The sequence below is a fragment of the Serratia liquefaciens genome, from assembly GCF_027594825.1.
Taxonomy (GTDB): Bacteria; Pseudomonadota; Gammaproteobacteria; order Enterobacterales; family Enterobacteriaceae; genus Serratia; species Serratia liquefaciens_A.
Genome location: NZ_CP088930.1, coordinates 2,162,204 through 2,182,376 on the forward strand (window position 1 = coordinate 2,162,204; position 20,173 = coordinate 2,182,376).

The 20,173-nt window shown below is 57.0% G+C and carries 21 protein-coding genes; 9 read left to right on the plus strand and 12 right to left on the minus strand.

The window, feature by feature from the left end:
- The first annotated feature begins 11 nt into the window (after positions 1–11).
- The 5 genes from LQ945_RS09795 to LQ945_RS09815 all read left to right on the plus strand — a co-directional run bounded on the left by LQ945_RS09795 (position 12) and on the right by LQ945_RS09815 (position 6,186).
- Positions 12–1,421, plus strand: a complete 1,410-nt coding sequence (locus LQ945_RS09795; protein WP_270102796.1) for a carbohydrate porin — start codon at positions 12–14, stop codon at positions 1,419–1,421.
- A gap of 65 nt (positions 1,422–1,486) precedes the next feature.
- Entirely contained in the window at positions 1,487–2,857 is a 1,371-nt protein-coding gene (locus tag LQ945_RS09800; RefSeq protein ID WP_044553469.1) for a sucrose-specific PTS transporter subunit IIBC, read from the plus strand.
- Complete coding sequence (locus tag LQ945_RS09805) at positions 2,857–4,266, plus strand: sucrose-6-phosphate hydrolase (RefSeq protein WP_270102975.1); 1,410 nt, start codon at positions 2,857–2,859, stop codon at positions 4,264–4,266. Before LQ945_RS09800 ends, LQ945_RS09805 begins: the two co-directional genes overlap by 1 nt.
- 21 nt (positions 4,267–4,287) lie before the next feature.
- Complete coding sequence (locus tag LQ945_RS09810; protein WP_270102797.1) at positions 4,288–5,331, plus strand: substrate-binding domain-containing protein; 1,044 nt, start codon at positions 4,288–4,290, stop codon at positions 5,329–5,331.
- Between the two features lie 36 nt (positions 5,332–5,367).
- Entirely contained in the window at positions 5,368–6,186 is an 819-nt protein-coding gene (locus LQ945_RS09815) for a shikimate 5-dehydrogenase (protein ID WP_270102798.1), read from the plus strand.
- Positions 6,187–6,237: 51 nt separating this feature from the next.
- On the opposite strand, the gene LQ945_RS09820 is transcribed toward LQ945_RS09815, so the two are convergent.
- The 4 genes from LQ945_RS09820 to exbB form a co-directional block, all read right to left on the minus strand.
- Positions 6,238–6,531: a type II toxin-antitoxin system RelE/ParE family toxin gene (locus tag LQ945_RS09820; RefSeq protein ID WP_270102799.1), complete on the minus strand. Its 294-nt coding sequence runs from the start codon at positions 6,529–6,531 to the stop codon at positions 6,238–6,240.
- Complete coding sequence (locus tag LQ945_RS09825) at positions 6,531–6,791, minus strand: type II toxin-antitoxin system ParD family antitoxin (protein WP_182822497.1); 261 nt, start codon at positions 6,789–6,791, stop codon at positions 6,531–6,533. Before LQ945_RS09825 ends, LQ945_RS09820 begins: the two co-directional genes overlap by 1 nt.
- A 139-nt stretch (positions 6,792–6,930) precedes the next feature.
- Positions 6,931–7,353 carry a TonB system transport protein ExbD gene (gene exbD / locus LQ945_RS09830; protein WP_020828649.1) on the minus strand — a complete coding sequence of 141 codons (423 nt, stop codon included), beginning with the start codon at positions 7,351–7,353 and terminating at the stop codon, positions 6,931–6,933.
- A gap of 3 nt (positions 7,354–7,356) precedes the next feature.
- Complete coding sequence (gene exbB / locus LQ945_RS09835; RefSeq protein ID WP_262241069.1) at positions 7,357–8,331, minus strand: tol-pal system-associated acyl-CoA thioesterase; 975 nt, start codon at positions 8,329–8,331, stop codon at positions 7,357–7,359.
- Between the two features lie 458 nt (positions 8,332–8,789).
- Here exbB and metC point away from each other — a divergent pair, with 458 nt between their 5' ends.
- Positions 8,790–9,986 carry a cystathionine beta-lyase gene (gene metC / locus LQ945_RS09840; protein ID WP_270102800.1) on the plus strand — a complete coding sequence of 399 codons (1,197 nt, stop codon included), beginning with the start codon at positions 8,790–8,792 and terminating at the stop codon, positions 9,984–9,986.
- A gap of 154 nt (positions 9,987–10,140) precedes the next feature.
- A complete protein-coding gene (locus tag LQ945_RS09845; RefSeq protein ID WP_044553478.1) occupies positions 10,141–10,803 on the plus strand; it encodes a DedA family protein in 663 nt (220 codons plus the stop codon).
- A 48-nt stretch (positions 10,804–10,851) separates the two neighbouring features.
- Here LQ945_RS09845 and LQ945_RS09850 read toward each other — a convergent pair whose 3' ends face one another.
- Positions 10,852–11,739, minus strand: a complete 888-nt coding sequence (locus tag LQ945_RS09850; protein ID WP_420136187.1) for an AraC family transcriptional regulator — start codon at positions 11,737–11,739, stop codon at positions 10,852–10,854.
- Between the two features lie 222 nt (positions 11,740–11,961).
- On the opposite strand from LQ945_RS09850, the gene yqhD reads away from it, so the two are divergent.
- Both yqhD and dkgA read left to right on the plus strand, forming a co-directional pair.
- The gene (gene yqhD / locus LQ945_RS09855) at positions 11,962–13,125 is read left to right on the plus strand and encodes an alcohol dehydrogenase (RefSeq protein WP_020828656.1); all 1,164 of its coding nucleotides are present in this window, start codon (positions 11,962–11,964) and stop codon (positions 13,123–13,125) included.
- 280 nt (positions 13,126–13,405) lie between these two features.
- A complete protein-coding gene (gene dkgA, locus LQ945_RS09860; protein ID WP_269934158.1) occupies positions 13,406–14,230 on the plus strand; it encodes a 2,5-didehydrogluconate reductase DkgA in 825 nt (274 codons plus the stop codon).
- A gap of 48 nt (positions 14,231–14,278) precedes the next feature.
- Here dkgA and LQ945_RS09865 read toward each other — a convergent pair whose 3' ends face one another.
- The 7 genes from LQ945_RS09865 to LQ945_RS09895 all read right to left on the minus strand — a co-directional run bounded on the left by LQ945_RS09865 (position 14,279) and on the right by LQ945_RS09895 (position 20,098).
- On the minus strand, positions 14,279–15,727 hold the full coding sequence (locus LQ945_RS09865; RefSeq protein ID WP_270102802.1) for an amidohydrolase family protein: 1,449 nt from the start codon (positions 15,725–15,727) through the stop codon (positions 14,279–14,281).
- A gap of 151 nt (positions 15,728–15,878) precedes the next feature.
- Positions 15,879–16,163 carry a hypothetical protein gene (locus LQ945_RS09870; protein ID WP_270102803.1) on the minus strand — a complete coding sequence of 95 codons (285 nt, stop codon included), beginning with the start codon at positions 16,161–16,163 and terminating at the stop codon, positions 15,879–15,881.
- Positions 16,164–16,166: 3 nt separating this feature from the next.
- Positions 16,167–16,670, minus strand: coding sequence for an alpha/beta fold hydrolase (locus tag LQ945_RS09875; RefSeq protein ID WP_270102804.1), 504 nt, complete (start codon positions 16,668–16,670; stop codon positions 16,167–16,169).
- A 13-nt stretch (positions 16,671–16,683) separates the two neighbouring features.
- Positions 16,684–16,821 carry a hypothetical protein gene (locus LQ945_RS09880; RefSeq protein WP_270102805.1) on the minus strand — a complete coding sequence of 46 codons (138 nt, stop codon included), beginning with the start codon at positions 16,819–16,821 and terminating at the stop codon, positions 16,684–16,686.
- A gap of 231 nt (positions 16,822–17,052) precedes the next feature.
- A complete protein-coding gene (locus LQ945_RS09885; RefSeq protein ID WP_269934155.1) occupies positions 17,053–18,456 on the minus strand; it encodes a GH1 family beta-glucosidase in 1,404 nt (467 codons plus the stop codon).
- Positions 18,453–18,782 (minus strand): PTS lactose/cellobiose transporter subunit IIA, encoded by a 330-nt coding sequence (locus LQ945_RS09890; RefSeq protein WP_270102806.1) that lies wholly within the window; start codon positions 18,780–18,782, stop codon positions 18,453–18,455. Before LQ945_RS09890 ends, LQ945_RS09885 begins: the two co-directional genes overlap by 4 nt.
- Complete coding sequence (locus tag LQ945_RS09895; RefSeq protein ID WP_020828662.1) at positions 18,779–20,098, minus strand: PTS sugar transporter subunit IIC; 1,320 nt, start codon at positions 20,096–20,098, stop codon at positions 18,779–18,781. Before LQ945_RS09895 ends, LQ945_RS09890 begins: the two co-directional genes overlap by 4 nt.
- Between the last annotated feature and the right edge of the window lie 75 nt (positions 20,099–20,173).

Here is a 20,173-nt window from a genome sequence, read left to right on the forward strand (position 1 = left end):
GATAGAAAATCATGAAAAAACTTAGCTATCTGGCCATCACTACAGGGCTTCTCATCTCTACCTCTGCGGCGGCAACAGGCGCCAACGACAGTATCGAAGCGCGTCTGAATGCGCTGGAACAGCGGCTGCAGCAGGCCGAACAACGGGCGAGCCAGGCAGAAACGCGCGCCATGGCGGCGGAGCGCAAGGCCCAGCAGTTGGAACAACGCACCGCCAACACCGAGCGGCAAACCGTTCAGGTGGCGCAGCGCACTGCAACGCTGGAAACTCAGGCCGCGCCGGCCGCCAACCTGAAGCTCACCGGTTTAACCGATCTCAAGCTGTACGGTGACGTCGAGTTCAACCTGGACGGGGCCAGCCGCAGCGGCCAGTTGACGTCGTTGAAAGGCAGCGACAACAAGGACTGGAAGCCCGGCAACAAAGAAAAGTGGGATATCAACGGTCGCATACTGGTCGGCGTGGACGGTTATCGCCGCAACCCGGACGGCAATTTCTCCGGTTTCAGCGTGCAACCGCTGGCGGATATGACCGGCAAGATGAACCTCGACGACGCCGCCTTCTTCTTCGGCAACGAAAAGAACTGGCAAACCAAGATTGGTCGCTTTGAAGCCTATGACATGTTCCCGCTCAATCAGGACACCTTCATCCAGTATTCCGGCAATACCGCCAACGATCTGTACGCCGATGGCTTCGGTTATATCTACATGATGAAAGAAGGCCGCGGTCGTAGCAGCAGCGGCGGTAACCTGATGCTGAGCAAGTACGCCGGCGACTTCTACTTCGAACTGAATACGCTGGTCGAAGACGGTACTTCGCTGTTCCAGGACGACGCCTATCACGGCAACAGTCTGGATAACAAAAAGAATGTCGCCTATCTGCGGCCGGTGATCGCCTGGAAAAAAGATCGGCTCAGCGCGGCGGTGGCGATGGAAAGCAACGTGGTCAACAACGCCTATGGCTACCGTGACAGTCAGGGGCAATTCGTCGACCAGTCCAAACGCAACGGCTATGGCATGACCCTCAGTTGGAACAACACCGCCACCCATCCGGACAACGGCGTGGTCGCCAACCTGAGCACCGCCTATCTTGACGCCGCCGGCGAGCAGGACTTTACCGCCGGGATCAACGTGCTGTGGCGTCGCTTTGAAGTGGGCTATATCTATGCTCACAACAACATCAAAGAGTTCAACACGGCCGGAATGACGGCCGATATCAGCAACCCGCTCAGCGAACCGGGCAAGTATGACATCCACACAATCCATACTTCGTATCAGATACCTAACATCATGAATATGAAGAATTTCAATTTGTACCTCGGCACCTACGTCTCGATGTTGGAGGCCAATGCCGAGAACAAGATAGCTAACGCCAATAACGATCAGCGCTACGGCGTACGTGCCAGATTCAAGTACTTCTTCTGACGCTGATGAACTGATTTCCGCCGCGAAAATCCGCGGCGGCATTTTTATTTATGAAGGGAGTGAACATGGACATAACCGCAACCGCCAACGCGCTACTGCCACTGCTCGGCGGCAAAGAAAATATCGCCAGCGCCGCCCACTGCGCCACGCGCCTGCGTCTGGTGCTGGTGGATGACAGCAAGGTAGACAAAGTGGCGATCGGCAAGCTGGACGGGGTGAAAGGCTGCTTTAGCAACGCCGGGCAGATCCAGGTGATTTTCGGTACCGGACTGGTCAACAAGGTGCACGCGGAATTTATCAAAGCGGCCGGCGTCAGCGAATCCAGCAAATCGGAAGCCGCCGACATAGCCGCTAAAAAACTTAATCCGCTGCAACGCATCGCCCGCCTGCTGTCGAACATCTTCGTGCCGATCATTCCGGCCATCGTCGCCTCCGGCCTGCTGATGGGCCTGCTCGGTATGGTGAAAACCTACGGCTGGGCCGATGCCAACAGCGCCCTGTTCGTGATGCTGGACATGTTCAGTTCGGCGGCGTTCATCATTTTACCGATCCTGATCGGTTTCACCGCGGCGCGCGAGTTCGGCGGTAACCCCTATCTGGGCGCCACGCTCGGCGGCATTCTGACTCACCCGGCGCTGACCAACGCCTGGGGCGTCGCCAGCGGTTTCCACACCATGGATTTCTTCGGGCTGGAAATCGCCATGATCGGCTATCAGGGCACGGTATTCCCGGTGCTGCTGACGGTGTGGTTTATGAGCGTACTGGAAAAACAGCTGCGTAAAGTGATCCCCAACGCGCTGGATTTGATCCTGACGCCGTTCCTGACGGTGGTGATCTCCGGCTTCGTCGCCATGCTGTTTATCGGGCCCGCCGGGCGTGCGCTGGGTGACGGCATCTCCTTTGTCCTCAGCACGTTGATTGCCCACGCCGGTTGGTTTGCCGGCTTGCTGTTCGGCGGCCTCTATTCCGCTATCGTGATCACAGGCATTCACCACAGCTTCCATGCCGTCGAAGCCGGGTTGTTAGGGAATCCGAATATCGGCGTTAACTTCCTGCTGCCGATCTGGTCAATGGCCAACATCGCCCAAGGTGGTGCCTGTCTGGCGGTGTATTTCAAAACCCGTGATGCAAAAATCAAAGCCATTGCGGTACCTTCCGCCTTTTCCGCCATGCTTGGCATTACCGAAGCGGCGCTGTTCGGCATCAACCTGCGCTTTGTGAAGCCGTTTTTGGCGGCTCTGGCGGGCGGTGCGCTCGGTGGAGCCTGGGTGGTGGCCAATCATGTCGGCATGAACGCCGTTGGGCTCACGGCCATTCCGGGAATGGCGATTGTGCAAGCCAGTTCGCTGGTGAGTTATATCATTGGTCTGGTGATCGCCTTTGGCAGCGCCTTTACCCTCTCGTTGTTGCTGAAATACAAAACGGACAGTGAATGATGGAAGAACTGAACCTGATGAAACAGGCCGTTCAGGCGATCATGAGCGGCATGCCCAAGGCGCTGCGCGATCCGCACCGACCGGCGTGGCACCTGGCCCCCAGCGTCGGGCTGCTCAACGATCCCAACGGTTTTATCCAGCATAACGGGGTTTACCACCTGTTCTATCAGTGGAACCCGCTGGGCTGCGATCACCGCAACAAATGCTGGGGCCACTGGCAGTCGACGGACCTGGTCCACTGGCAGCACCAGCCGGTGGCGCTGGTGCCGGGAGCCTGCTACGACAGCCATGGCTGTTACTCCGGCTCGGCGGTAGTGGCGGACGGCAAAATCATGCTGGCGTATACCGGCAACGTAAAATATCCCGACGGCTCGCGTACCGCCTATCAATGCCTGGCACAGGAGAATGCACAAGGCGGCTATGACAAACTCGGGCCGGTGTTGCCGCTGCCGCCGGGTTACAGCGGTCACGTGCGCGATCCGAAAGTCTGGCGCCATCAGGACAACTGGTACATGGTGCTCGGCGCCCGTGACCTGCAGGATCGCGGTGAGGTTTTGCTGCTGCGCTCCGCTGAACTGCGCAATTGGCAGCTGTTGGGTGAAATCGCAGGTTCACAGCTGAACGGCATGGGCGACTTCGGCTATATGTGGGAATGCCCGGATCTGTTTACGCTGGACGGTGCCGAGGTGCTGATCTGCTGTCCACAAGGGCTGGCGGCGGAAGCCGAACGCTATCTCAATGTTTACCAGGCGGGTTATTTCACCGGCAGGCTGGATTATCGACAGGCCACTTTCGACCATCAGGACTTCCACGAGCTGGATGCCGGGTTTGAATTCTACGCGCCGCAGACCACCCTGACCGAAGATGGCCGTCGGTTGCTGGTTGGCTGGATGGGCGTGCCGGAGCAAGACGAGGATTGCCACCCGACTCTGCAGTATGGCTGGATCCATATTCTGACCTGCCCACGGGAGCTGTCGTTGCATAACGGCAAACTCTGCCAACGTCCGGCACGTGAACTGCAACAGCTGCGGGGCGAAAGCCGCCAATGGCAGGGCACCGCCGACGACGCACCTTGCTGGCCTGTCGACAGCGCGGAGCTGCTGCTGGTGCCAAACGGCACGTTCAACGCCGACTTTGGCGGGGCGATGACCCTGAATTGGGATGGCACCGTGCTGCAGCTGACGCGCAACAACCTGCGCAGCGGGCAGCAGGAACACCGTTACTGGCGCGGTGAGCTGACTCAGCTGCAGATACTGTTCGACCGTTCGAGCGTGGAGATTTTTATCAATCACGGCGAAGCGACCATGAGTTCGCGCTACTTCCCCGACCCACAACCCTTGCTGCACCTGCGCGGTAAAGCGCAGCTGGCGCTCGAGCACTGGTCGCTGACGCCATGCATGCTAGAATGACGCATCCTTCGATGAATTCAGATGCCGTCAGTGAAAAAAAATAAACGCATAACCATCAGTGATATTGCCGCACTGGCCGGCGTGTCGAAATCGACCGCCAGCCTGGTGCTTAATGGCCGCAGCAAGGAGTATCGGGTGTCCGACGATACCCGCGATCGCATCCTGGCGCTGGCCGGCGAGCACCATTACCAGCCCAGTTTCCATGCCCGTTCGCTGCGTTCCTCCCGCAGCCATACCCTGGGGCTGGTGGTGCCGGAAATGACCAACTACGGTTTTGCGGTGATTTCACGCGAGCTGGAAACGCTGTGCCGCGAGGCCGGTTTGCAATTGCTGATCGCCTGTACCGACGAAAACCCGGCGCAGGAAATGATGGCGGTGAACAGCCTGGTGCAACGTCAGGTCGACGGTCTGATTGTCGCCTCCAGCCAGCTCAACGATGCGGAATACCAAAAGATTAACGCCAGCCTGCCGGTAGTGCAGATGGACCGCCTGATAACCGGCTCCGAGTTGCCGCTGGTGATCACCGACTCGCTGAGCTCGACCGCTACTCTGATTGAAAACGTCGCACGCCAGCATCCTGACGAGTTCTATTTCCTTGGCGGACAACCGCGAATCTCGCCGACCCGCGATCGCTTGGCTGGTTTTCAGCTCGGCCTTGAGCGCGCCGGCGTGGTGTGTAAACCGGAATGGATCATCAACGGCAATTATCACCCCAGCTCCGGCTACGAGATGTTCGCCCAACTCTGCGCGCAACTGGGCCGTCCGCCCAAGGCGCTCTTTACCGCCGCCTGCGGCCTGCTGGAAGGGGTATTGCGCTACCTGAATCAGCACCAGTTGATGGAGAGCGATCTGCATTTGTGCAGTTTCGACGATCACTACCTGTTCGATGGCCTGACGCTGAAAATCGACACCGTGGCACAAGACTGTCGCGCCCTGGCCCAACAAAGTTTCGACATGGTCAGCGCGCTGATTGACGAGCGTCCGTTGGAACAGAACGCGCTTTACCTGCCGGGCAACATCCACTGGCGCCACGCCGGTTCGAAGGCGCTGCTCGGCCAGCCCTGACTTGAGTTTTTTCTTTTCCCGCTTAAGGAGCTCAGCATGAGCCGTGAGATTAACAAAGAGACCCAGCTGTGCATGTCGCTGGCCGGTCGCCCAGGCAACTTCGGCACCCGTTTCCATAACTATCTGTATCAGGAACTGGATCTGAACTTTATCTACAAGGCGTTCACTACCCAGGATATCCAGGCAGCAGTGGGCGGCGTAAGGGCTTTGGGTATCCGTGGCTGCGCGGTTTCCATGCCGTTCAAAGAGAGCTGCATCCCTTTCCTCGATGAGCTGGACGCTTCCGCAACGGCGATTGAATCGGTCAATACCATCGTCAATGACGCCGGTTTTTTGCGGGCCTATAACACGGATTATATCGCCATCGCCAAATTGCTGGCCCAGTACCAAATCCCGACAGAAACCTCCTTTGCCCTGCGCGGCAGCGGCGGTATGGCAAAAGCGGTGACCGCGGCGCTGCGTGACGCCGGTTTCAAAAATGGCCATATCATCGCCCGTAACCCGGAAGCCGGACAGGCTCTGGCCAGTGCATACGGTTATCAGTGGCAGGCGGAAGTCGATGAGCTAAAGGTGGATATGGTGATCAACGTAACGCCAATCGGCATGGCGGGTGGCGCAGAAGCCGAGCAGTTGGCCTTCTCCCCGGCGACTGTCGATGCGGCGAAAATCGTCTTCGATGTGGTGGCACTGCCTGCGGAAACCCCGCTGGTCCGTTACGGACGTGAGCACGGCAAACAGGTGATTACCGGAGCAGAAGTGATTGCGCTGCAGGCGCTGGAACAGTTTGTCCTCTACACCGGCGTACGCCCTACCGATGAACAGATCGCCCGCGCAGCGGCGCACGCTCGCGGCTAATAAGCGCTAAACAACGCCGGGGCCGCGGTTGGTTTGAGCGGCCCTGACGACCTAGCGATGAGCCAACAGACGCAAAATATTTCTCGCCCCGTGGAGTACTCGCTCGATCCTGACATTACGTTGTATCGCTGTGGAAACGATAAGGTATTTTCCGTAGGCGCTGATCCTGACGTCCCGGCCAAGTTCAGGACGCTTTTGGTTGGCTTCCGGCGACTCGCCGATACGCTGGCATTGTTTATACAGTTCAGAAATAAAACTCAGCGCCCGGGCCGGGTTATCCTGTGCAATATGGTCGCCAATACTTTCAATGTCATATATCGCTGCTGGCGATATTGTTAGCCCCATCAGTCACTTCCGTTATCCACCATCCGTTGGTATTTAGCCCGCAAGCGCGCAAACGCCTCTTCCGCCGGGACTCCCTCACCACTTTCAACTCCCTGTACAATGGCCACTTGCAACTCTTCAATTTTCATCGCGCGCTCATGTTCTTCAAGCAGGCGCAGCCCTGCCCGTATCACTTCGCTGACGTTGCCGTAACGTCCGCTGTCAATTTGCTCATGAACAAACTTTTCAAAATGAGGGCTTAAAGCAATGCTGGTTGGCATAGCCGACTCCGGAAAGTAGTGTTAATTACTATTTATTAGTATTTTCATTTGTCGGCAATGCGTCAAGCCCCGGTACGAAATTCAATCAATAAAAAAGGGCGCCTGAGCGCCCTTCTAACCCTGGGTGATGACAAGCCCGCTACTTGGCGGTGCCTTCCATCCCCACCAGCCCCACTTTCAGGTAGCCGGCCTTACGCAGCGTATCCATTACGCTCATCAGCGTTTCGTAGTCCACGCTCTTATCCGCCTGGAAGAAGATGGTGGTCTCTTTGTTCGCCTGCGTCCGTTGATCCAGCACCGACGTCAGTTGATCTGCACTGACCGCCTGCTCGCCAACGTAAAGCTGTTTGTCCGCTTTCACCGACAGGAACACCGGCTTTTCCGGACGCGGCTGAGGTTTGGCGGAGGACGCCGGGAGATCGACACGGATATCTACCGTTGCCAGCGGCGCGGCCACCATAAAGATGATCAACAGCACCAGCATGACGTCGATAAACGGCGTCACGTTGATTTCATGCAGTTCGCCGCTGTCGTCCAGATCTTCATTTAAGCGCATCGCCATAACTCACCCCACCCGCAGTTGGTGTGAATGCTGTGAGCGTTTGGCTTCCGCCGTGGCGGCCAGATCCAAATCACGGCCCAGCAACAGCAGAACCTGTGCCGCTACGTCGCCAACCTGAGCGCGGTGACCACTGATCACACGGGCAAAGATGTTATAAATCACTACCGCCGGGATCGCGGCAACCAGGCCCAGCGCGGTAGCCAGCAGCGCTTCTGCGATGCCAGGCGCAACCACCGCCAGGTTGGTGGTTTGTGAGTGGGCGATGCCGATAAAGCTGTTCATGATGCCCCAAACGGTACCGAACAGACCGACAAACGGCGAAATGGCACCGATGGTCGCCAGGAAGCCATTGCCGCGCCCCATGTTACGGCTGTAGCCCGCTACGCGACGCTCCAGACGGAAACCGGTACGTTCCTTGATGCCGTTGTTGTCGTTGGACGCCGCCGACAGCTCCAGCTCGTTTTGCGCATCGTTGAGCAACACGGCGCTGATGCTCTCGTCCGAGAAGCTCTGCGCCAGTTCGGACGCTTCGTCCAGCGAGCGTACGTTGGCCAACGCCAGCTGTTCGCGGCGCAGACGGCGCTTGGCGCGGAACAGTTCGCTGCCTTTGGAGAACAGGATGGTCCAGGTGACGATAGACGCCAGCACCAGGCCAATCATCACGATTTTCACCACGATGTCCGCATGCTGGTACATACCCCAGACGGACAGGTCCATACCGCGGGTTTCCGGCGGCTGGATGGTCGGTTGCGGGTTCACCGGAGTGAGAGTTTCAGGCGCTGCCGCGGCAGGCGCGGTGGCAGCCGGAGCCACGCTTTCGGTAACGGCCGGATTAGCCGCTGGTGCCGCATGAGCACTGCCGGCCAGACCTACCACCAATACCATTGAAGCTAACAGACCACGGCCGAACGCCTGGCCCCATTGCGCCCGGCCCTGACCGAACGATCCTTGATTTAAATTCTTGCCAGCCGTTTTCACGCTGTGCCTCCACCCGTTACCGATCAAAATTGAGGAATAATTCAGCGTGCGATCATATCAAACCAATCAGGGATTGATAGTAGTTCTCATTATTATTTACCAAATAATCGGGAAAATTGCCCCTGCGGCGCACTAAAGGCCTTCTCACTAACCCATTCGCCGCCTGTTCGGGCCTATATGCACCCTTTATAGGGCTATTTCGTCACTTTTACCGCACAGGGCTGCAACAAAGACGGGGGATTTGTCGCATTTTACTGTTACATCCCGGACTCACCGATAAACCCGCTTGGTTATCGCCGTCAGGCAGAAGGATGGCATGCGAGAGCACGATTGAGCAGAAGATTATAGCCGTTTCTACATTTGGATGTTAAAACGTCTGGATGGCTATAAGGCGTCATGCTAACGTAAGGGCTATCGCAAATGACCCGTGAAGATCAAGCAAAGGTGAGCCCGCTCCTATGACGTCTAAAAACATCGAAACTACCCTGATTGGCGCCGGGCGCAGCAAGCGCTATACCCAGGGCTCCGTCAACCCCGTCACCCAACGCGCTTCTTCATTGGTATTTGACTCCGTGGCGGCCAAAAAAGAGGCCACCGCCAAACGTGCTCATGGCGAGCTGTTTTACGGCCGACGCGGCACCCTGACCCACTTCGCGTTGCAGGATGCGATGGTCGAACTGGAGGGCGGCGCAGGCTGCGTGCTCTACCCTTGCGGCGCGGCGGCGGTTTCCAACGCCATTCTGTCCTTTGTCGGCGCGGGCGACCACCTGCTGATGACCGGTTCCGTCTATGAGCCGACGCAGGACTTTTGTACCCATATTCTGAGCCGCATGAATGTGGAAACCACCTATTTCGATCCGCTGATCGGCGCCGATATCGCCGGGCTGATTCAGCCCAATACCCGCGTGGTGTTCCTCGAATCCCCCGGTTCGATCACCATGGAGATCCAGGATATTCCGGCAATGGTGCAGGCGATTCGCGCCGCGGCGCCTGAAGTGGTGATCATGATCGATAACACCTGGGCGGCCGGGGTGCTGTTCAAGGCGCTGGATTTTGATATCGACATTTCGATTCAGGCCGGCACCAAATACATTATTGGCCATTCCGATTACATGCTCGGCACCGCCGTGGCTAACGAGCGCTGTTGGGACCAACTGCGTGAATACTCCTATTTGATGGGCCAAATGGTGGACGCCGATACCGCTTATATGGCCAGCCGCGGTTTGCGCACCCTGGGCGTACGCCTGAAGCAGCACCAGCATAGCAGCATCGAAGTCGCTCATTGGCTGGCCCAGCGACCCGCGGTGGCGGTGGTCAATCACCCGGCGCTGCCCGGTTGCAAGGGCCACGAGTTTTACCTGCGCGATTTCAGCGGCTGCAACGGCCTGTTTTCTTTCGTGCTGAAACAGCGCCTGAGCGACGTGCAGTTAGCCGAGTATCTGGATAACTTCAGCCACTTCAGCATGGCCTATTCCTGGGGCGGCTTTGAATCCCTGATCCTGGCTAACCAGCCGGAGGAACTGGAAGCCATTCGCCCAGCGGGCGGCGTCGACTTCTCCGGCACCCTGGTGCGTCTGCATATCGGCCTGGAGAACGTGCAGGATCTGATTGCCGATCTCGCCGCCGGGTTCGACCGCATCGCCAATACGCGCTAACAGAATGCCTGTTTGCATCGGCAACTTTATTCGCCTTGTTTAATGTGTGCTTAAGCTATTAGCGTTACACTAGGCGAGTAACTGTCAGATACGGCCAACACTGTGCCCTGGATACCCTGAAGCCAGGCGCAACCGGTATGCAACAGGATAAATAATGGATGTATTACGAGAGATTGTTCATGCGCTTTGGCAGCAGGACTTCATTGCCCTTGCCAATCCCAGCGTAATTTGGGTGGTTTATGCAGTACTTTTCACCACTCTTTTTTTAGAAAACGGACTACTGCCAGCTTCCTTCTTACCCGGCGACAGCCTGCTGCTGTTATCCGGCGCGCTGATCGCCAAGGGCGTGATGGCCTTTGTGCCGACGCTGATCATTTTGACCGTCGCCGCCAGCCTGGGCTGCTGGCTGAGCTACCTGCAGGGCCGCTGGTTGGGCCATACCAATCTGGTCAAAGGTTGGCTGCTGCAACTGCCCGCTCAGTATCACCAACGTGCACACAACCTGTTTAACCGCCATGGCCTGACGGCGCTGGTCATCGGCCGTTTCCTGGGTTTCGTTCGTACTCTTTTGCCCACCATGGCCGGTATCTCTGGCCTCAACAGCACCCGTTTTCAGTTCTTTAACTGGTTGAGCGCGGTGATTTGGGTGGGTGCAGTGGTCGGCCTCGGCTACGCTTTCAGCCAGATCCCTTTGGTGAAACGCTATGAGAGCCAGGTGATGACCGGGCTGATGATCCTGCCGCTGGTGCTGCTGCTGGTTGGCCTGCTCGGCGGCATGTTGGTTATCTGGCGTAAAAAACGCGCAGCCTCTTCCTGATACCCAGACGGGCGGCCATCGTCGCCCATTAGAGGAGCGGGTTCCGGCTTAGCCCTCCATCATTAAAGGGGGGTTGTCGCGCAACCGGGCAACTTCATCACTCGGCGTCACGCCAAAGAAACGTTTGAATTCGCGGCTGAACTGCGAAGCGCTTTCATAGCCGACGCGGATTGCGGCGGTACTGGCCTTCAGACCGTCGTGCACCATCAGCAAACGCGCCTTGTGCAAGCGATAGGATTTCACATATTGCAGCGGCGAGGTGTTGGTCACTGCCTTGAAGTTATGGTGAAACGCCGAGATGCTCATATTCACTTCCCCTGCCAACTGCTCAACGTTGAGGCTGTCCGCATATTGGTTCTCGATGCGCCGCAGCGCCTTGGCGATTTGGCTGAAGTGGGTATGGCGATTAACCAATTCCTGCAATGAGGCGCCACAGGCTCCGCGCAGTACGTGGTAGAGAATTTCACGCACAATCTGCGGCCCCAGCACGCGTGCATCCAGCGGTTTGGCCATCACATCCAGCAGGCGTTCGGTAGCGCACAACAGCTCTTCCGACAGCTCGGCCAGGTTCACCCCGCTGCTTTCTCTGCGCGGCTTCACCAAGTAGTCGTCATCGCCGATGTCGATCAACAGGTCCTGCAGCATTTGGCTGTCGATATTCACCGACAACCCCACCAGCGGCAATTCCGGGCTGGCAAAGGTCTCACACTCAAACGGCAGCGGCACCGTCATCAACAGATAATTGCGCGGATCGTACTGAAAGACCCGGTTACCGCAGTATCCGACCTTATGCCCCTGAAAAATGATCACGATCCCCGGTTCATACATCACCGGCTGGCGCGGGCAATGGCGATCAACATAGAGGATTTTCACCAGCGGTACCGGCGAAGGCGTATAACCGTTGCTCTCGGCAAAGCAGGCCGCCTGGCGCGCCATGCGGCCGCGCAGTTCATCGATTTCGCTCACGGAAACACCCTCTTACATTAAGAATAATTCGGCATAAATAATAGTTTAAAACTCTATTTTTCTACAACGCTTTGTAGGAATAGGCAAGACTCGGGCAGGAATGTGCATTGTGCTGCTGAGCCAAGTTACTGACAATACGCCTCAGATATTTTGCGCCGACGGCGCTGGCCCCATGCAGAAGAGAAATCACCCATGCAAAACTTTATTCTCCATACCCCAACCAAAATCCTGTTCGGCCAAGACCAAATCGCCGGCCTGGCACAGCAGATCCCTGCCGACGCACGCATTCTGATCACCTACGGTGGCGGCAGCGTGAAGAAAAACGGCGTACTGGATCAGGTTTATGCCGCACTGGCGGGCCGCAACGTGCAGGAGTTTTCCGGCATTGAGCCTAACCCAACCTACGAAACGCTGATGAAAGCGGTCGAGGTGGTGCGTGCAGAAAATATCGATTTCCTGCTGGCGGTCGGCGGCGGCTCGGTGGTTGATGGCACCAAGTTTATTGCCGCAGCGGCCCACTATCAGGCGGATGCCGATCCCTGGCACATCCTGAAAACCGTGGGCAGTGAAATCAAAGGCGCGGTGCCAATGGGCTGCGTACTGACACTGCCGGCCACCGGCTCTGAGTCCAACAGCGGCGCAGTGATTACCCGCAAAAGCAGCGGCGACAAACAGCACTTCTTCTCGCCACACGTGCAACCGCTGTTCGCGGTGCTGGATCCGGTAGTGACCTACTCCCTGCCGCCGCGCCAAATTGCCAATGGCGTAGTCGACGCCTTTGTCCACACCATCGAGCAGTACCTGACCTACCCGGTCGACGCCAAGGTGCAAGACCGCTTTGCCGAAGGCCTGCTGTTGACGCTGCTGGAAGATGGTCCGCGCGCGCTGTCCGAGCCGGAAAACTATGCGGTGCGCGCTAACGTGATGTGGAGCGCCACCATGGCGCTGAACGGCCTGATCGGCGCCGGCGTGCCGCAGGACTGGGCAACCCATATGCTGGGCCACGAGTTGACCGCGATGCACGGTTTGGATCATGCCCAAACGCTGGCGATTGTTCTGCCCGCGCTGCTGATCGAGAAAAAAGCCCAGAAACGCGAAAAACTGCTGCAGTACGCCGACCGCGTTTGGGGCCTGCGCGACGGCAGTGAAGACAGCCGCATCGACGGTGCCATTGCCGCCACTCGTGCCTTCTTCGAACAAATGGGCGTACCGACCCGCATGGCGGATTACCAGCTCGACGGCAGCTCTATTCCGGCCCTGCTGGATAAGCTGCATCAGCACGGCATGACCGCATTGGGCGAGCACCAGGACATCACTCTGGAAGTCAGCCAGCGCATTTATAACGCGGCGCGTTAATCGCAAAACCGGTATTTCCTGCTAGGCTTTAGTTTCGACTTCTCTCCTGCGCCCGACCGATCATCGGGCGCAGTTCAGCGCACTTTCTGCGCTGCCGATCGTTTCGCATGACATCATCTGGTTAACCCATGGGAGAAAACATGACCTGTAGCCGCCCTGTCCCGACAGCGCTGGAATTTGGTTAGCAAACTCAGCACCACCCCAATTTGCCAACTAGAATTTATTAATAGCCGTTTCCGGTGCATGCAGCACTGGGCAATCCGTTGACAAGGAGATACGCATGACAACGCAACAACCCATCATCAAACTCCACGATGGTAATCTGATGCCGCAGTTGGGTCTCGGCGTTTGGCAGGCGAGTATTTCAGAAACCACCCAGGCGGTGCTTAAAGCACTGGAGGTGGGCTATCGCTCGATCGATACCGCTGCAATCTACAAGAATGAGGAAGGGGTTGGCGCAGCATTGCAATCCACCTCAGTACCACGTGATGAGCTGTTTATCACCACCAAACTGTGGAACGACGATCAGGGCGACCCGCAAGGCGCGCTGGAAACCAGCCTGGAAAAACTCAAGCTGGATTACGTCGATCTGTATCTGATCCACTGGCCAAAACCGCAGCAGGACCAATATGTCGACGCCTGGCGCGGGTTGATCAAACTGCGTGAGCAGGGGCTGGTCAAAAGCATCGGGGTATGCAATTTCCACACCCCGCACCTGCAGCGCCTGCTGGACGAAACCAATATCGCACCGGTGATCAACCAAATTGAGCTGCATCCGTTGCTGCAACAGCGCCAACTGCGCGCCTGGAACGCAACCCACCATATCGCAACCGAATCCTGGAGCCCACTGGCACAGGGCGGCGAAGGGGTGTTCGACCAAGCGGTGATCAAAAAGCTGGCGGAAAAATACGAGAAAACCCCGGCGCAGATCGTGGTGCGCTGGCACCTGGACAGCGGGCTGATCGTGATCCCGAAATCGGTCACGCCAGCGCGAATTCGTGAAAACTTCGAAGTCTTCGACTTCAAACTGGATAAAGACGAACTGGGCGAAATCGCCAAACTGGATATCGGCAACCGTCTGGGGCCGGATCCGGACTCTCTGTAATCTCCCTGCGCCCGCCTTCGGTCGGGCGCAGCATGATCCAAAATACGCTTATCGGCGATAGGCCTCCGCCAGATTTACCGACGCTCGCCGCTCCGCCTCTCTAAGCCAGGCAACCGCTTCTGCTCCCGTGATCTCTGCACGCCCGAACGCCGCCTGCTGAATACGCCCCAGCGTCTGAGCGGCGCGTTGCCGGATGACGGCCATATCCTGTCCTACCAGTTCGCCATGCCGCTTGCGGATCTGGCCGTTGATGATCACCGTATCCACATCGGCGGCATGGGACTGCAACACGCAGCTCGCTCCCGGGAAAGAAGAAGGCACCATCGCCCGCTGATGTTTAAGCATAATCACATCGGCCTGTTTTCCCGGCGTCAGTGAACCGATGCTGGCCTCCATTCCCAGCGCAGCCGCGCTGCCGTGGGTCGCCCAACGCAGCGCATCCCCCACCGAGAGAGAAAGTTCAGAAACAACTTCGCCACGGATATGGTGCTTATGGTTATCCAGGCAGCGCTGGGTTTGCAGCCCCAACCGCATCTGCGAAAACAGATCGCCAGACCCCACACAGACAATATCGGTGCTGATCGCCGGGGCTATACCGTGATCCAAACAGGCTCTGATAGGGGGAAAACCCATGCCCATTTGCATTTCAGTTTCGGGGGCAATGCTGACTTTAGCGCCGGTTTTAGCCAACAGCCGCCATTCAGGATCGGTCAGACCGGAACAGTGAATATGCAGGTGGCCGGGCTGCAGCAATTGATGATCGTCCAGTTCCTGCAACCCTTTTAATAACCGACTGTTAGGCAGTGCACCGGTATGAGAAGCAATCAGGATATCCTGCTGCTGCGCCATGCGGATCTCTGCCGCAGTCTGCGCAAAGGGCACGGTGCCAAAATCGCTGAGCAGGGTTCCCATACGCAGCAAACCCCGATCGTCGCTAAAATAACGCTCGCGCAATTCAGCGGCAAAATTGACGCGTTCTTGATGGCTGGAAAAACCGGCGGGCTGAAAATCATAAACCTGAAATCCATAGGAATACACGCCACGGATACCGGATTGCTGTAGTGATTCAATCGCCGCGACGGCATGATCCGGGCTATTCACACAGTCACAGCAGTCGAGGATGGTTGTGACCCCGCTGTCTATGGCCTCGAGCGCTCCCATCAGGGTGGCAGTGGACAAATCCTCGGCGGTCACCAGGGCCCCCAGTCCATAAAACGTGTTTGCCAGAAATTCCGGCAACGACATATCGCCGGAGATCCCACGAAACAACGACATCCAGGTGTGGCGATGACTATCGATCATACCCGGCAACACGATCGCACCACGCGCATCGATCACCTCGGCATCCAGATGACTAAACGCCTTTGCGTTTTCCGCCAGCGCTGCAATCCGGCTATTTTCAATCAGCAGCGCCCCCTGGGGCAATTCCCCATACTCTGCGTCCATGGTGATAATATGACCGCCAGTGATCACCTTACGATCGACCTGCATGCTCATGTTTTACCTCCTGATTACCCACTGGAAAACAGGCGTGCACAATGTCGGTGGTTTAATCACGGCAGACATGCCGAACGACATAAATACGGCTACGCACATTCTTATGAATCTGCTCATCATTAGGAGCGCTGTTGCTACGGCGGGATGTTGCCTAGCCAATAAATGACCGGATTTCCATCACCACTTTGTCCGGCGATTCCAGAGTGGGGAAATGACTCGCCCCCGCAATTTTCACCGGGTTGAACCAACGGTGGCGTTGGGAGAATTCGCGCTGCAGCTGGTCATACTCGGCGCTATGCGGTTGTGAATAGAGGTGCATTACCGGACGCTCCGGAGTGAGTTGCTCCAGGCGTTGCAGGGGCGAACCAAATTGCCCATAGGCCAACTCGATTTCCCGACAAGAACGGATCCACATCTCCTGATCGAACCCGGCCATTTCCTATTGAACATGGTTGATCACATCCTGGTTATCCGTATGGGCTACCCATTCCGCAAACAGAGCATCTCGAGCCTGTTGCCAGCTTTCCGGCCGCTGGCTCTGCTGTAAATTCTGCAGCAGATCGGTAAAAGCTCCGGTCATCAACCAGTCCACCACAATGGTTTTCGGTACCCGCAACGGGCCCAACTGCTGGCTTAAAGCGATGTTGGCCCAGCCGCCATGGGATGTAGAGAGCGGGATCAAATGCTCAACATCCAGCCGATCAAGAAACAGGACCAGATCGGCCGTAAGATCGTTGATGCCAAAATCGCCATCGTAGCTGCGCTCGGCATTGTGCCCACGCCAATCAATATTAAGTACGCGATAATGTTGCGCCAGCAGCGGCGTTAAGTGTTTAAAAAGCCGGTGATCCTGGCACCAGCCGGAAAGCAGCAGCAGCGTGGTGTCCCCGCTGCCGCTATCCTGGTAGTCGAATGTATTGCTGCCCAGCGTTATCGTTTTCATGGTTATTCCCTCATCATGCAGAAAGCGGGATACGGGGGAGAATGGCGATCCTGCCAGCTTTGGCGGTTCCCCAAGGGAACTGTAGCAGATGCTTATGCTCTGCCAGCTGGCGAGGAAAATCATGTGGCGGTTCAAGCGGGGAATCGCTCATCTCACCCTCCTGTTTGTGATGGTACGGTAAGGCAATGATTTGACTATATGGCGTTTTTATAGGCGGTGAATAATGAATAGTCACAACACGGGTATGCCGAAATGGAATAGCAAGAGGCAGTTTTGAGAAGGGAATGATTGACGGATAGATCGGAGAAAGGGGATAAGTACCTGCCCAGCCTAAAATTTTACCTATCAGCCTGGGACATACTGAGACTTACCCCTGCGTGAGCTACAGCCGTTCGCCGTTGGTGGCGATCACCTGCTGATACCAGCCAAAGCTCTGCTTCTTCTTACGTGCCAGATTGTTGTCGTGATCGACATACACAAAGCCGTACTGTTTCTGATAGCCGTTGAGCCAGGAGAGCAGATCGATAAATGACCACGGGTAATAACCACGAACATCCGCGCCCTGCTCGATCGCCGCGCCGATCGCCTGGATATGATCGCGCAGATAATCAATTCGTGGTTGATCGCGCACCTCACCTTCGACGATCGGATCCTTGGCTCCCAGCCCGTTCTCGGTAATGTAGATCGGAATATTGCCGTAGCGTTTGACGATACGGCCAATGGCATCGGTCAACCCCTGCGGATAGACCTCCCAATCCCAGTCGGTGTAGACGCCGTTCGGGTTACGAACCTGTTTGAACAGCCCCTTGAAGCCCAGCTCGCGCCCGCTGCCCTTCTGCCCGCTGGTGTTGATGGCATAGCCGTCCACGTCATCGTTGTGCGCGACCATTTCACGCTTGTAGTAATTCAGGCCGATAAAATCGACGATATTCTCTTTCAGCAACGCCTCATCGCCCGGCGCGAAATGCGGTACGCCAAAGGCCTGCTGCGCCATCGCCAGCAGCTCTGACGGGTATTCGCCTTTCAGCACCGGATCGTACAGCCAGTGGGTGAAGATCCCTTCGGCGATCTCGCAAGCGCGACGATCCTGCGGTGAATCGCTGATCGGATCGTTCGGTTGCAGCACGTTGACGAAGCCGATCTGGCCGTTGATCTTCATTTCACGGAAGCTTTTTACCGCACGGGCGTTGGCCAGGAACACATGGTGACACGCCTGAATGCCCTTTTTCGGATCGGTCAGTTTGGGTGGGTGCGCCCCGGTGAAATAGCCCATGCCGATAAACACGATGGTTTCATTGAACGTGGACCAGAGTTCGACCCGGTCGCCAAACCGCGAGTAACACAGCCGCGCATACTCATCAAAAGCATCGACGATCTCACGCGATTCCCAACCACCAAACGCGTCCTGCAACGCCTGCGGCAGATCCCAGTGGTAAAGGGTGATCATCGGTTTGATATTGTGCTTGAGCAGTTCGTCGATCAGATCGCTGTAGAATTGGACCCCGGCCTCGTTCACTTCGCCCCGACCTTGTGGCAGCAGCCGTGGCCAGGAAATCGAGAATCGGTAGGTCTGCATACCCAGTTCGGCCATCAGCGCCACATCTTCACGGAAGCGATGATAGTGATCGACCGCCACGTCGCCGTTAGTGCCCTGATAAGTGGTGCCTGGCAGGTGGGAGAACAGGTCCCAGTTGGACAGGCCTTTGCCGTCGGCATCATAGCCACCCTCGACCTGATAAGACGCGGTCGCGGCTCCCCAGAGAAAATCTTTCGGAAATACGCTCATTGGTTTTTCACCCCGTTTTGCTCCAGTAATCGGTAAATTCTCACCAGTTCCTCCACCAGATCGCGCGCCAGCATGGCATTCATGATGTGGTCCTGCGCGTGCACCATAATCAGGTTGACCGGCAGCTTGCCCTCTCCTTCGTCAAAACCGATCAGCTCGGTCTGGGTGGCGTGGGCGCGCTTCGCCGCCAGTCGCGATTCCGCCAGCAGAATATCCACCTGGTCCCACTGGTACTTTCGCGCCGCATACAGTGCCTGCATGGCACAGCTGCGCGCCTCTCCGGCGTTGATGATCAGCTCCATTACCGCCGTTTCCATGTCGATCATTCGGTGACTCCTTGTGTCTGTTCAATCTGCTCCGCTTCGCTCACTTCCTGATCCAGCAGCTGTTGCTCATAGACTTTGAAGAACGGGTAGTAGATCAACGCCGAAACCGCCGCCAGCAGCAGCACCAACAGCGCAGCGCGGAAATCCCAACCGGTAGCCCAGGCGGCACCAATCGGCGCCGGAGCAGTCCAGGGCACTACCGAGATCACCCGCCCGATCAGATCCAGCTTCACCGCCGCGTAGGCAATGATCGAGTTGACGATCGGCGCGGTGATAAACGGAATAAAGAAGGTGGGGTTCATCACGATCGGCGTGCCGAAGATCACCGGTTCGTTGATGTTGAAACAACTAGGCACCAGGCTCAGCTTGCCGATCGAACGCAGGTGTGCCGAACGGCTACGCAGATAAAGCAGCACCAACCCAAAGGTGGCGCCGGATCCGCCGATAACGATAAAGAAGGTCCAGAAAGCCTCCATAAAGATGTGCGGCATCGGTTGGTTGGCGGCCAGCGCATCCTGATTGATCCCCAGGTTGGTGAGCCAGAAGGCCTGCAGCATGCCGGAAACGATCACTGCGCCGTGGATACCTGCAAACCACAGCAGATGGCCGATCAGCACCGCCAGCAGGATCGCCGGCAGCGAATCCGCAGCGGAGATCAAGGGTTGGAACAGCGCCATGATCGCCTGCGGCAGCAGCAGGTTGAACTGGTGCTGCACCAGCAGGCTCAGCGGATACAGGGTGATTACCACCGCCAGGATCGGGATCAGCAGATCGAACGACTGCTTGATCTTGGCCGGCACCTGTTCCGGCAGCGAGATGCCGATATTGTGCGCCTTGAGGAAGCGGATCAATTCGGTGGTATAAATCGCCACCAGAATGGCGGTGAAGATCCCCACGCCGCCCAGTGCCGCCGTCGGCAGCATCTTTTCGCTCTGCGGCGCGGCAACCAGCAAGAACGACATCAAGGCCAGCATCGCCGCCATAAAGGGATCGAGCTTATAACTTTGCGCCAGGTTGTAGGCAATGGCGGCAGTGATATAGATGGACATAATGCCCATCGTCATATTAAACGGGGTAAGAATAGCGACCTGATGTTTTTCCGCCGCCCCCAGCCACCATTGGGCAATTCCCCAACTGCTGTCAGCGGAAAAAGGCGGGTAGGCAAAGACCAATAAAAATGAACCGACAATCATAAAGGGCATCGCGGAAATAAAACCGTCGCGGATCGCCATAATATGTCGCTGAGTTGATAATCTCCCGGCTATCGGGCTGATGCGATTTTCAATAAAATTGAATGCGGCCTGGCTGATACTCATGGTTCAACCCTCGGGACGTTCTGAGTCAATGGTCACAAAGCGGGAACCCGGCGGAAACAGGCTGTTGCCGGCGCC